General features: G+C 56.5%; 15 protein-coding genes. 9 read left to right on the forward strand and 6 right to left on the reverse strand.

Annotation, left to right across the window (positions count from 1 at the left end; genetic code table 11):
* The first annotated feature begins 4 nt into the window (after nucleotides 1-4).
* From WCY31_RS01025 to WCY31_RS01055, 7 genes are all read left to right on the forward strand, one after another.
* Complete coding sequence (locus WCY31_RS01025) at nucleotides 5-397, forward strand: 4Fe-4S dicluster-binding protein (RefSeq protein WP_231019748.1); 393 nt, start codon at nucleotides 5-7, stop codon at nucleotides 395-397.
* Entirely contained in the window at nucleotides 397-1,617 is a 1,221-nt protein-coding gene (locus WCY31_RS01030) for a 2-oxoacid:ferredoxin oxidoreductase subunit alpha (protein WP_231019750.1), read from the forward strand. Before WCY31_RS01025 ends, WCY31_RS01030 begins: the two co-directional genes overlap by 1 nt.
* Before the next feature lie 11 nt (nucleotides 1,618-1,628).
* Nucleotides 1,629-2,585 (forward strand): thiamine pyrophosphate-dependent enzyme, encoded by a 957-nt coding sequence (locus WCY31_RS01035; protein WP_345970365.1) that lies wholly within the window; start codon nucleotides 1,629-1,631, stop codon nucleotides 2,583-2,585.
* A 101-nt stretch (nucleotides 2,586-2,686) separates the two neighbouring features.
* Nucleotides 2,687-3,202: an S-ribosylhomocysteine lyase gene (luxS, locus tag WCY31_RS01040; protein ID WP_345970367.1), complete on the forward strand. Its 516-nt coding sequence runs from the start codon at nucleotides 2,687-2,689 to the stop codon at nucleotides 3,200-3,202.
* On the forward strand, nucleotides 3,202-3,507 hold the full coding sequence (locus WCY31_RS01045) for a hypothetical protein (RefSeq protein WP_345970368.1): 306 nt from the start codon (nucleotides 3,202-3,204) through the stop codon (nucleotides 3,505-3,507). Before luxS ends, WCY31_RS01045 begins: the two co-directional genes overlap by 1 nt.
* 143 nt (nucleotides 3,508-3,650) lie before the next feature.
* Entirely contained in the window at nucleotides 3,651-4,727 is a 1,077-nt protein-coding gene (locus WCY31_RS01050; protein ID WP_345970369.1) for a YeiH family protein, read from the forward strand.
* Between the two features lie 127 nt (nucleotides 4,728-4,854).
* Nucleotides 4,855-5,253, forward strand: a complete 399-nt coding sequence (locus tag WCY31_RS01055) for a hypothetical protein (RefSeq protein WP_345972826.1) — start codon at nucleotides 4,855-4,857, stop codon at nucleotides 5,251-5,253.
* Here the strand turns inward: WCY31_RS01055 and WCY31_RS01060 are convergent.
* Nucleotides 5,230-6,099, reverse strand: a complete 870-nt coding sequence (locus tag WCY31_RS01060; protein ID WP_345972827.1) for a M23 family metallopeptidase — start codon at nucleotides 6,097-6,099, stop codon at nucleotides 5,230-5,232. The two genes, WCY31_RS01055 and WCY31_RS01060, sit on opposite strands and share 24 nt — an antisense overlap.
* Nucleotides 6,100-6,372: 273 nt before the next feature.
* Between WCY31_RS01060 and WCY31_RS01065 the strand changes: the two genes are divergently transcribed.
* Entirely contained in the window at nucleotides 6,373-6,810 is a 438-nt protein-coding gene (locus WCY31_RS01065) for a DUF4395 domain-containing protein (protein ID WP_345970372.1), read from the forward strand.
* 6 nt (nucleotides 6,811-6,816) lie between these two features.
* On the opposite strand, the gene WCY31_RS01070 is transcribed toward WCY31_RS01065, so the two are convergent.
* The 3 genes from WCY31_RS01070 to WCY31_RS01080 all read right to left on the reverse strand — a co-directional run bounded on the left by WCY31_RS01070 (nucleotide 6,817) and on the right by WCY31_RS01080 (nucleotide 10,709).
* Complete coding sequence (locus WCY31_RS01070) at nucleotides 6,817-7,368, reverse strand: DUF882 domain-containing protein (RefSeq protein WP_345970373.1); 552 nt, start codon at nucleotides 7,366-7,368, stop codon at nucleotides 6,817-6,819.
* Between the two features lie 81 nt (nucleotides 7,369-7,449).
* Complete coding sequence (locus tag WCY31_RS01075; protein ID WP_345972828.1) at nucleotides 7,450-9,081, reverse strand: L,D-transpeptidase family protein; 1,632 nt, start codon at nucleotides 9,079-9,081, stop codon at nucleotides 7,450-7,452.
* Nucleotides 9,082-9,194: 113 nt separating this feature from the next.
* Nucleotides 9,195-10,709 carry a YifB family Mg chelatase-like AAA ATPase gene (locus tag WCY31_RS01080; RefSeq protein WP_345970375.1) on the reverse strand — a complete coding sequence of 505 codons (1,515 nt, stop codon included), beginning with the start codon at nucleotides 10,707-10,709 and terminating at the stop codon, nucleotides 9,195-9,197.
* Between the two features lie 136 nt (nucleotides 10,710-10,845).
* Between WCY31_RS01080 and WCY31_RS01085 the strand changes: the two genes are divergently transcribed.
* Nucleotides 10,846-11,418 (forward strand): hypothetical protein, encoded by a 573-nt coding sequence (locus WCY31_RS01085; protein WP_345970376.1) that lies wholly within the window; start codon nucleotides 10,846-10,848, stop codon nucleotides 11,416-11,418.
* A 63-nt stretch (nucleotides 11,419-11,481) separates the two neighbouring features.
* Here the strand turns inward: WCY31_RS01085 and def are convergent, their stop codons facing one another.
* Both def and clpP read right to left on the reverse strand, forming a co-directional pair.
* Entirely contained in the window at nucleotides 11,482-12,003 is a 522-nt protein-coding gene (def, locus tag WCY31_RS01090; protein ID WP_345970377.1) for a peptide deformylase, read from the reverse strand.
* 5 nt (nucleotides 12,004-12,008) lie between these two features.
* Nucleotides 12,009-12,599, reverse strand: a complete 591-nt coding sequence (gene clpP / locus WCY31_RS01095; RefSeq protein ID WP_345970379.1) for an ATP-dependent Clp endopeptidase proteolytic subunit ClpP — start codon at nucleotides 12,597-12,599, stop codon at nucleotides 12,009-12,011.

The following is a 12,599-nucleotide window of genomic DNA, read 5'->3' on the forward strand; positions in this document are numbered from 1 at the left end:
GCAGATGAACAACGGATGGAACGATTTTGAAATCGGCGCAATGCTGCGCTCCTTCGACGGTGCGGTCAATGATGTCGCTACGACACTTCAGGAAGACCGCCCCTACTCCAAATCGAACTCCTTTACGGCGAGTGTCGCAGACTGGCGTATCGAAAAACCGATCTTTAACAAGGACTACTGTATCGACTGTCAGTTCTGTTGGATCTACTGCCCGGATATCTCCATTATTTCCCGGGACAAGAAGATGGTCGGCGTCGACTATGATCACTGCAAAGGCTGCGGTATCTGTGTTGAGGTATGCCCGACGAACCCGAAATCCCTGCTGATGTTTGCCGAGCAGGAAGATGAAGACAAAGCACTTGCCGGCTGGCCGGAAAAAGAGAAGAAGGAGAACTAATGGCAGATAAAATGGAACTGCGCGACGTCGAGGTCTGGGACGGTAATATGGCCGCCAGCCAGGCACTGCGCCAGGTACAGATCGACGTCGTCGCGGCGTACCCGATCACCCCTTCGACCCCTATTGTCGAGAACTACGGTAACTATCTGGCAAACGGCTATATCGACGGCGAGTTCGTCATGGTCGAGTCCGAGCACGCGGCGATGTCCGGCTGTATCGGTGCTGCCGCAGCGGGCGGCCGTGTCGCCACGGCGACCTCTTCCCAGGGCTTTGCCCTGATGGTCGAGACCCTTTACCAAGCATCCGGTATGCGTCTGCCGATTATCCTGAACGTCGTCAACCGTGCCCTGGCCGCACCGCTGAACGTCAACGGCGACCACTCCGATATGTACCTCGGACGCGACAGCGGCTGGATTCAGTTCGATGCGTATAACCCGCAGCACGCCTATGACCTGAACTTCATCGCTTTCCGCGTCGCGGAAGACCATGAGATTCGCCTGCCGGCCATGGTCCACCAGGACGGCTTCCTGACGTCGCATACGGCGCAGGGTGTCAAAACAATGGACGATGACACTGCTTATAACTTCGTCGGCGAATTCAAGCCGATGAACGATATGCTCGACCTCGACCACCCGGTCACGCACGGTGTCCAGACCGAAGAGGACTGGCACTTCGAGCACAAAGCGCGCCAGCACAATGACCTGATGACGAAGGTCTTCCCGAAGATCGAAGCTGCATTCGATGCGTTCGAAAAAATGACGGGCCGCCGCTATAACATCGTTGAAACGTACAAGACGGAAGATGCGGATGCGGTTGTCGTCTGTATGGGAACCTCCGTTGAAACGGCGTACGAAGTGGCCGATGAGCTGCGTGCCGACGGCAAGAAAGTCGGCGTAATCGGTATCCGTGTCGTCCGTCCGTGGCCGCACGCGCAGATCGCAGAGGCCCTCAAGGGGATCAAAGCGATCGGTGCCCTTGACCGCTCTTCGCCGAACGGTACCTTCGGGATGCTCTACAACGAACTGGCCGGTACGGTCGTTAACAGCGGTGAAGTGAAAGTCCTGACGAACTACGTCTACGGCCTCGGCGGCCGTGACCTCACCAAAGTCCATCTGCGCGAAATCTACGCAGAGCTGCTTGCCAATGCGGAAGCCGGCAAGCCGACGACACCGCTGCAGCAGCTGATCGGGGTCCGCGGACCGAAGATCAGCTTCCACTAAGGAGAAGAGATATGAGCGAAATGAAAAAGATTAAAAACCTTAAAGAGTTTTCAACCTCCGCGGACCGTTTCGAGGGGGCAAACCTCCTCTGTCCGGGGTGTGCGCACTCTATCATCGTCCGCGAAGTTCTCAATGCGACGAACGATGACCTGATCCTTGCGGCATCGACAGGCTGTCTGGAAGTCTGTACGGCGGTTTACCCCTATACGTCATGGGACGCTTCCTGGATCCATATCGGCTTCGAGAACGGCTCCACGGCCGTTGCGGGTGCCGAGGCGATGTATAAGGCTCTCAAACGCAAAGGGCGCCTGAAGCAGCCCGACCGCGAGCCGAAATTCGTTGCGTTCGGCGGCGACGGCGCCTCTTACGACATCGGTTTCCAGTGGATCTCCGGCTGTTTCGAACGCGGTCACAACATGATGTACGTCGTACTCGACAACGAAGTCTACGCCAATACCGGCGGACAGCGCTCCTCTTCCACACCGATCGGTGCGAGCACGACAACGGCCCCGGCGGGTCGCGTCAGCTACGGCGAGAAGATGCACAAGAAAAACATGATGCAGATCATGGCGGCGCACGGCTCACCGTACGTTGCGCAGGTTGCACCGAACAAGTGGAAAGATATGGTCAAGAAGATCCAGACCGGTTTCGCGACCGAAGGCCCGGTCTTCATCAACGCCATGTCCGCCTGTACGACGGAGTGGAAGTTCCTTCCCGAAGATACGATTGCGATCTCCGATCTGGCGACGGACTCCCTGGTCTTCCCGCTCTACGAGATCATCGACGGTACAAAGCTCAACATCACCTACCGTCCGAAAAATGTCATCCCGGTCAAGGACTATCTCGGTGCGCAGGGGCGCTTCAAGCACCTCTTCAAACCGGAGAACAAGCATGTCCTCGACGAGTGGCAAGCTCGCGTCGACCGCGACTGGGAATACCTCCAGCGCCGCGAAGAGGCCAGTGTCTAAAAGACACGGCTTCGCCCCCTATTAACCCCATCCGTTAAAGCCCCCTTCAATACACAAACGCTACCATTTGAGAAATTTTCATCCGATGTTAAAGGACAAATATGCCTCTGCTTGACAGTTTTACGGTCGACCATACCATCATGCCCGCACCGGCAGTACGCAAGGCCAAAGGGATGAAGACTCCCTGCGGAGATGCCATTACGGTCTTTGACCTTCGTTTTTGCAAACCGAACGAGGAGATCATGCCCGAGCGCGGTATTCATACGCTCGAACATCTCTTTGCCGGATTTATGCGCGACCACCTCAACGGCAACAACGTGGAGATCATCGACGTCTCCCCGATGGGGTGCCGTACCGGGTTTTACATGAGCGTGATCGGTACGCCGGAGGAGGCGCGTGTCGCCGAAGCCTGGGAAGCATCGATGAAGGACGTTCTCGGTGTTGAACACCAAGAAGATATCCCCGAACTCAACCTCTACCAATGCGGCACCTGCAAGATGCACTCCCTCGACGAGGCCAAGGCGATCGCGTCGGGCGTGCTGGACAAAGGGGTCGGCGTCATGGACAACGATGCGCTGAAACTGGACCTCTCCAAGGTTGAAAAGGCGGTCTGCTGATGAAGCTGCTGCTGCCGATGGACCGGGAGGACACCCAGGAGGGTTCTCTCGTTCCGATCGCGGAGGCCAAGACCTGGGCTCTGGTCGACGTGGAAGAGGGGCAGGTCGTCGAAGTCCGTTTTTTCGCACAGAAGGAGACGGCGCTGGAGGAGTGGCCCGATGCCGTTATCGTGCCGGGAGATTATGAACCGGTGATGGAGTTTATCGAACAGCAGATGATGGTCCTCGTTGCGCATATGCAGCGTTCCATCGACGACATCGTCGAAGCCTTCCTCTTCAAAGAGCTGCACGAACTGGCGTTTTGACGCCGGTTTTCTTTCAAAAAATCTGAATCAAGTATCAATATTCCCTTATTTTTCTTAACATCTTAAAAACTGTATAATTACACCCAATTATACATGGGCGCCCGGGTTTACCTGGCCGGCGTGCGCCCGTTAAAAGGGTTTTTATGGCTTTTTCCAAAGAGAAACGCAAAGGGACGATCAGCGGCATCATCTTCGTCGCGATCGTTGCCGCCGCCGCCACCTATATTGCGGCGCTGGCCCCGGTAGCGAAACTGGGGATCTCCCCCTTGGTTGTGGGTATCGTGATCGGTATCTTCTATGCGAATACGCTGCATAACCATTTCCCGGAAGCGTGGGAGAGCGGGATCGTCTTCTCCGGTAAAAAAATCCTCCGTTTCGCCATTGTCTTTTACGGTTTCCGTATTACCTTCCAGCAGATCGCCGAGGTCGGTATCGAAGGGTTCATGGTCTCGCTGATCATGCTGGGTTCAACCTTCATCCTCGGGACATGGCTCGGGAGCAAGATCTTCGGTCTTGACCGTGATACCGCGATGCTGACGGCATCCGGCGCTTCCGTCTGCGGTGCAGCGGCGGTCCTGGCGACGGAGCCGGTCCTCAAAGCGGAAGAGCACAAAGCGGCGATCGCCGTCTCCATGGTCGTCTTGTTCGGTACGATCGCGATGTTCCTCTACCCGGCACTTTACAGTGCAGGGGTCTTTGACATGACGCCGCGCGAATTCGGTATCTATGTGGGCGGCACGATCCACGAGGTCGCGCAGGTCGTCGCCGTCGGTGGTGCCTACGGTACGGAGGCGAGCGATGCAGCCGTCATCGTTAAAATGACCCGGGTCATCATGATCGCCCCGATGCTGATCCTTCTGGGGATCTACCTCTCCTATGCCGCGAAGAAAAGCGGCGGCGAAGGCGGTGTGATCAAGCTCGTCATCCCCTGGTTCGCTGTCTACTTCGTAGGGATGGCCGGTGTCAACTCCCTGATTCACGGCTACGTTCACGGCGGTGCGAGCGAAGCGGTCGCGGGGCTGATCACGTCGACGATCGCCTATGTAAACGAGATCGATACCTTCTTGTTGACGATGGCCATGACGGCACTCGGTATGGGAACGCGTTTCGCGAAGTTCAAAGGCCTTGGCCTCAAGCCGATCTACGCCGCCGGTGCGATGTTCGTCTGGCTCGTTGTCGGCGGTTACTTCATCACCAAAGCGGTCGTCGCTACGTTCTAGCACGACCTTTCCCCCAAATAGAGACCGCTTCGTATGAAGTGGTTTTTCCCTTCTCTTCATGACCACCCTGTAATAAACGTTGTCTTTTGCGATCTACAATTTGGGAAATCCCAAAGGGGAACGATCAATGAAAACAGCTGCGTACTATGTGAAAAGCGCGCTCGTCGGATTCATGTTACTGACGGGTGCTATGGCGGACGGCAGGAGCCTGGAGGACTCGCGGCGCAACAGCGATGACGTGCCGAAGCTTCAGAGCGCAGAGCGATCTCAGGACGTGCAGGCACGCATCGAGGGGCAGTTCAGTCAGAGGGACGCCGCACATACCGCGTTGACGCGATACTTACAAAAACGGCTGCGCTTCCCGGAGAGCTTCGTCCATATCAAAACGTACTATCACCGTGAAGGCGGGCGCCTGCACGTGGAGATGGTCTACCGGGCAAAAAATGCGCAGGGCCGTTTCTGCACGGAGCGGATGCGGGCAGAGGTCTCGCCGGAAGGGGCGTTATTCGGCGTCCGCTGCGCGTGACGTATCAAGCCGCGCTGTTTTGGTCTCCCGGAAAAGGCCGTTGAGCGTTGAGAGCAGCTGCATCGGATCGACCTGGACGCCCTGCAGCATCACGGCAAAATGCAGATGCGGACCGGTTACGCGGCCGGTACTGCCGCTGAGCCCGATCGGTGCTCCCTTGGCGACTTTGTCGCCGACCTTGACGTCGATACGGCTGAGGTGGTAGTAGCAGCTGTAAAGCCCCTCCCCGTGGTCGACAAGCACGGAGTTCCCGGCGTAATAGCGCTCCTTGGCGAGTACGACCACGCCGTCGTTGACGGCATAAACGGGGGTGCCGGGCTTGGCCCGGAAGTCGGTGCCGGAATGAAAACTCCTGAGGCTGCCGTTGAAGAGCCTTGCCGTGCCGAAAATGCTGGTGACATTGCTCTCCATCGGAAGGGCGAAGGGTGTGGACCAGTAGCGCTGCGGCGTAAAGCGACCGTAGATCGCCATCGCTTCACGGTACTCCCTCGAGACACGTTTCTGCTGTTCGGGATTCGGTTTGACCTTGGAGGGCTGGACATGAAGGGTTTCAGAGGGGTAGCCGCCGTCGATGATGCGGAAAGGGATCAGTTCGTCCCCTTGCGGACTGAGACGGTGCAACTGCTTCTCTCCCGGTGCGGTGCGGTACCCGACGGGAATAAGGGCAATGCGTTGATCGGGATCGGCCGGATGCTGCAGCAACGGGATCTCTTTCCCCCGGTAGAAGAGCCTCGCATCGTCATCGGCGGCAAGGCTGATCATGGCGGTCTGACCGTTGGCGATCTCTGTCGCCGCTGCCGGCAGCAGCACGCATAACAGCAGCAGGACGCTAAGAGATAACCGCATCGGGGCTCCTTTGTGTATGGCTTTTAACAGTATAGGCGGTTTCAGGTAAAGCGTCCTTTTAATGATAGTGGAAACGTTGAAGCCCGCAGCATTCGGGTCATGTTGCCTGCTCACCATCATCATGTTTGGAGCAGTAGAAGAATGCAGTGGAGAAAGATATACCATACTTGATTAATAAAGTATATTTACTTGTGTATTGTGATTTTTCTTTGATATGATCGCTCTAAAGATTGAAAAAGGTCTGCAAAACGACGGACCTTTCAAGGAGATATTATGGCTGCTGCATGCCCCGTGGCACTGATAAAAATAGATGAGAACCTGGTAAGACTGCAGGCCTTTTTTGTGGTAATAGCTGTCGCCGCTTTTTTGTGGAGCGACTCATTCTGGCTGCTGGCGCTGCTGGTGTATGATTTCGCGGTACGCGTTTTGGGGGCACCGAAGGGGAGCCCTTTCTTCCTGACAAGTCGAGCGGTCGTGAAACGTTTGCCTGTATCGGCGAAGCCGGTGGATGCCGGTCCGAAGAAATTCGCGGCGAAAATCGGACTGGTTTTCGTCATCACGGCCCTGCTGCTTGCGGTGGGAGGTTACGTTGAGGCTGCGACATGGCTGATGGGCGTGATGGCGCTTTTTGCGTTGCTGGAAGCCGCCTGCGGCTTTTGTGTGGGGTGTAAACTCTATGCGCTCTGTCTGCCGCTCTTTTCGCGGCAGTAGGCGAGGTTACCAGTAGCGGACGCGGCCGCTGTCGACGTGGACGAAGTGGGAGTCGGGATAGTAACCGACCCCGCCGACTTTTTCACTGACGGCGGCTTTGCGAAGCATGGAGAGCTCCGTGCCCGGAAGGTTGATGTCGATCGCTTGGCCAAGCATATGGAGGCTTTTTTTCGCGACGCCGGAGGTGTTGTTGTGCAGCATGGCATTCGTCTTCGGCGAGCGGTAGCCTGAAATGATGTGAAAGGCCTCTTTGCTGTCGAGTTTGGTACGGATGGCGTAGAGCAGGTCAAGGAGTTCGGTATCCATCGCGATCTCCGTGCCCGTCCGGTAGTCCCTCAGGATCTTATTGATATCGACGAGGGATTCCGGGATAAAACTGCCTTCGGCCCAAAAAGTGGTTTTGAGGCTTTCACCCGTATGAATGTTGTAAAAAGAGAGCGTTTTCTCATACGCGTCGGCTGTACTGCCGAACAGTGTGTTCGGAAGGGCGGCCGCTAGGGCCGCCGCCCCGCCCAGTTTCAAAAACGCTCTGCGATCCATTGCCTGTTCAAACGCCATCCGAATCCCCCTGTTTCTTATTTCTTATGTATATTATTATACCAAAACGAAACATGGTGGTATAATAGTAATATATATTACTCAGTATTTTTTAAGGTAATGGCTGAGTTTTCGATCGTACTTGTAGATGTCGTTGTAGAAATAGACCACGCCCTCTTCATCGACGCGCGCGGTCTGGTAGGTGATATAGACGGGGACTGGGCGGGCGAGACGGACCCAGCGGTTCTCGCCCGTCAACAGCTGTGTCAGGAGCGCTTTGTAGGTGATGTCCGGATCATCGAGGGCGAGAAGGTAATGGGCCAGCTCCATCGGCTTTCTGACCCGGATGCAGCCGGAGCTGAAGGTACCGTTGCCGTTTTTGAAGAGTGATTGCGAAGGCGTATCGTGAATATAGATGTCATAGGGGTTCTGAAAGAGGAACTTGACGTAACCCAGCGGGTTTTTCGCGCCGGGGTCTTCACGGAAAGTATAGCGACTGGTGTCGCTCTCCCGCCATTGTCTCCAGTCGATGGTCATAGGGTCGATGGGATGGCTTTCATCGGTATCGTCGGCGGCGAAAATCTTGATATGTTTAACGGCAAGGTAGTGGGGATCGGTCTGGAGTTTCGGAATGAGATCTTCGTTGAGGATCGTTACCGGTACGCGCCAATAGGGGTTGAGAACGATGTAGCGCATCATGGAAGCGAAGGTCGGGGTTTCGCGCTCGCGGCGGCCGACGATCGCCTGCATGGTGAGCAGCGGTTCATCATCCTGCATGACTTCCAGGGTGAAACCGGGGATATTGACGATGATATAGGGACCCCCGTTGTGGGGCGGCAGCCATTTCCACCGCTCCATATTGAGGCGGATCTTCTTCATGAGCGCCGATGGGGACTGGGCCATCTTCGCCGACGTGACCGGACCAACGATGCCGTCGGCCGTGATGCCGTGGCGTCGCTGGAAACGTTTGACGGCGTCGCGCAGCCGCTCCGTCTCCTCCGCTTCGTCTTCGGAGGGAGGATCGACCAGGTCGCCGGTCATGGCGAGACGGCGGTAGACATTAGCGTCGTCAGCGTAGTCTGCTGCATGGGTGCTCCAGCCTCCCGCGTCGGCGATCCTCCGATACTCGGCGAGGGCCGTACGCAGCCGCTGATAACCGATATGGTTCGGTGCGACTGAGAGCAGGACATCCTGTACGCCGCCCTGAGCGACATGCTCGCTCAGGAGGGCGGCCGGCTCGAGGAGGCTGTTGTCGAATTCATGGGTGGCATTGAGATCCGCCCCGTAGGCATGGCCGTAATGCAGATCGTGTCCAAGCGCAAAAAAAGCATCGGTGAGCAGTACGTCAAGCTGTGCAAGCTGCAGCGTTTCATTCCCCTCCTCCTGGCGGAGGGATTGGATCCTGCTCAGATGGTAGGAGGGCGTATAGGGGTCGAGCCCTTCGTCCGCGATGCCGTCGATCATCAGCCAGAGCGTGTCCGCCCCGGGAAGGAGACGGCTGTCGCGGCTCCAGAAGGGCGCGAAGCCGCGTTCGGCATAAAAACGCTTTGCCGCGGGCGCCAGCGCAGGCATCTCCGGTTTGGCGGTGGCGTTTTCATCCGCCACGCTGCGGATCAGTGCTGCGACGGGGCCTGCAGCGACCGGTACGGGTTGCGTACGGTTGGCCTCCTCTGCCGTCTCAAGGGCAACAACCTGCGTGCCGATGAGCAGGCACGCCTTCAGAACAGTGCTCACGATCTGTTGAAAAGTAGAGTGTTTCACGTCTGCCGTCTTTTGATCGGGGATATATCCCTATTGTATCGAGATTTATCCCAAGGGGAAGAGCGGTTGACGGACGCGGGCCGCTTTCAGGCCCGCCGGCGGTAACTGAGGGCCTCCAGGAGATGGACCGTGGCGATCTCCGGGCTCCCTTCGATGTCGGCGATGGTACGGGCGACTCTCTGAATCTTTTTGATGGCGCGGAAGGAGAGTGCGAAGCGCTGCACGGCCTGGGAGAGCAGGGTGCCGCTTTCAGCGTCCAGGCGGCAGTAGGCGTCGATACCGGCGTCGTCGAGGCGTCCGTTGAGCGCCTGCTGCCCGCGCGAGCGCTGCAGGGCGTGGACACGCAGCACCGTCTCGTGCATCGCTTCCGAGGTGAGCGAAGCGCTGTCCTCGGCCCGGACGGGCTGCATCTGTACATAGAGATCGATGCGGTCGAGGAAAGGGTCGGAGAGCCTGGAGCGGTAGCGCCTGATCTCCAGATCGCTGCAGCGGCACTCCAGCGCGTCGTTCAGCAGGTTACCGCAGGGACAGGGGTTCATAGCCGAGACGAAGAGGAAATCCGTCGGGTACTCCACCTTCGAGTGAACGCGCGAGATGCGGATGCGTCTGTCCTCCAGGGGTTCGCGCAGGGCTTCGAGCACCTGTTTGGAGAAGTGGGGGAGTTCGTCAAAGAAGAGGATACCGTTATGGGCCAGCCCCACCTCGCCGATCTGGGCCCTGTGGCTGCCGCCGCCGAAAATGGAGGCGGAGGTGCCGCTGTGGTGCGGAGCCCTGAAAGGACGCAGCGGCGCGAAATGGGGCGTTCTCCCTTCGAGGACATCGAGTTTAGCGATATCAAGGAGTTCGCGATCCGTCATGGGCGGTAAAATATGGCGCAGCCGCTTGGCGATCATCGACTTCCCGGAACCGGGGCTTCCTTCGAGGAGAAGGTTGTGCATCCCGCACGCACTGATGAGCGCGGCGCGTTTCGCGACCTCCTGGCCGCGAATCTCCCTAAAGTCCTCTGGATAGCGTTTCTGATAATAGTAGCGGACATCCTGAAGCGTCTGATGGGGGAAGGGGATGGGTCTCGGTACCGCCGGCCGGACGTCTGTATGCTCCTCCTCTTTGAAAAAGGCGATGGCGTCTTTAAGCGTTGCCGCACCGACAAAGGTGATCCCGGGAATATTGGAGAGTTTATCGAGGGCCACCATCGGGACGAGGGCGTTGCGCAGCAGCCCCCTGTTGGCCAGGGAGAGAATCAGCGGATAGAGCAGGAGGTTCTCCTTGACAGTGCCGTCAAGACCCAGCTCTCCGAACGCGTACCACTCGGGGAAGTCCCGTTCGGAACTGTCCAGGGCGATCAGGAGGGCCATGGCGAGGTCGAACTGGCTGCCGTGTTTTTCAACATCGCTGGGACTGAGATTGATGGTGATGCGTTTGGGCGGGAAGGTGAAGTCGTTTGCCAGCAGGGCGCTTTTGACCCGTTCCCGCGCCTCGGATATTGAGGAGGAGGCCAGGCCGACAACGGTGAAGGAGGGAAGACCGCGTGTCAGCGTAGACTCAACCGTGACCGGAAGCGCGTCGATGCCTTCGAGGGTGGCACATTTGAGCTGTTTCATGACATTACTCCCATAGGTCAGTGCAATCTTATCATTTTAGAATTAATAAAAACATAAATAGTTTTTGGACGTTTCTGTTTGATGAAAGCATGAAGCAGATACCATTGGAACATATATACTAGCTTCGGAGCTATAAATGTATCGCGTTCACTTAATATTACTGTTTTTAATTCTGCAGTTTGGTCTTTTCGCAGCGGCATTTGAAGATCGAGATGACAGTGCTGCAGAGATGACGGTGATCAACGGTCACCCATTGCCACCGGAACCGGACCCGGTCATCAATAATTCCACGCTCCTTGGAATCGACACCAATCATAATAATGTCAGGGATGATGTGGAGCGGTGGATATATGAGACGTATAAAGATAAACACCCGGTTCACATTGATATCGCAATGCAGGCGGCGAGAGCTTACAAGAAAGTGTTGGAGACACCTGAAAAAGCGAGGGAGATTCACGACGAAGTGCGTGCACCTTTGCATTGTCAGTTTCATTACCAGTATGACGCAAAATATTTCAATGAGCCGATATTAGTGGATAGTTCAATCATTACAAGCATTTTTATCAAGACAATCTATTTTAATACAGATGAAAGATTGTCAGCGTATACACAGTATGACGAGTTGTTAAGTTGTGGAGCTTACACACTACCCAAATGGAACGAAAGTAAAGCCAAATGTGACTTTAATACCAGCAAATATGAGGAGTAGCGCTTACATCGCCCACTGTAGTAGCAGGAATGTATATGGATCAAAGCGAAGCAGCCGAAAGGCTCAGCTGCCTTTCTTCTCTTTTTGAATCCGCTTGTACTCTTTCTCGAATTTCTTGCGGCGGGTGTAGGAGAGCTTTTCAATAAAGAGCTTGCCGGCGAGGTGATCCATCTCATGCTGGACGGCGACGCTGAGCAGGCCGTCGGCTTCGAGGACCTGCTCGTTGCCGTGGCGGTCCCGGTAGCTGACGGTGACCGTCTCGAAGCGTTCGACATCCTCGTAGAAGCCCGGTACGCTGAGACACCCCTCCTGGTAGAAGGTGGTGCCGTCGCTAAGCACGATCTGCGGGTTGATGATCTCCAGCAGTTCCGACCTCTCCTGTTCGCCCTGCTCGTCGGGAAGGTTGATGATGAGGACCTGGAGGGGTTTGGCCACCTGGATGGCCGCGAGGCCGATCCCGTTGGAGGCGATCATCGTGTCATACATGTCGTCCAGGAAGGTATGGAGGGCTTCGTCGAAACGCTCAACCGGCTCGGAGAGCTGTTTGAGGCGTTTATCCGGGTAGGTGACGATCGGAAGCTGCATGCGCCTTATTTCTTCGCGTTCTTGATGAGGACTTCGTCGATGAGGCCGTAGGCCTTGGCCTCTTCCGCGCTCATGAAGAAGTCGCGGTCGGTATCTTTCTCGACTTTTTTCAGGCTTTGTCCGGTGTTCTTGGAGAGAATGCCGTTGAGCTCCTTTTTCATGCGCAGGATCTCGTTGGCCTGGATCTCGATGTCCGTCGCCTGTCCCTGGGCGCCGCCGAGGGGCTGGTGGATCATGATGCGCGCGTGCGGCAGGGCAAAGCGCTTGCCCTGGGCGCCGGAGCTGAGCAGGAAGGAGCCCATGGAAGCTGCCTGCCCGATACAGATCGTTGCGACGTCGGGACGGATGTAGTTCATCGTATCGAAGATCGCCATACCGGAGGTGACGACACCGCCGGGGGAGTTGATGTAAAAGTAGATGTCTTTATCCGGATCCTCCGCTTCGAGGAAGAGCATCTGAGCGACGATGGTCGAAGCGACGGCGTCATTGACCTCGCCGCTGAGCATGATGATGCGGTCTTTCAGGAGGCGGGAGTAGATGTCGTAAGAGCGTTCGCCCCGCGCACTTTTTTCAATGACGTACGGAATATAGCTCAT

This window comes from Sulfurimonas sp. HSL3-1 (genome assembly GCF_039645995.1).
Taxonomy (GTDB): Bacteria; Campylobacterota; Campylobacteria; order Campylobacterales; family Sulfurimonadaceae; genus Thiomicrolovo; species Thiomicrolovo diazotrophicus.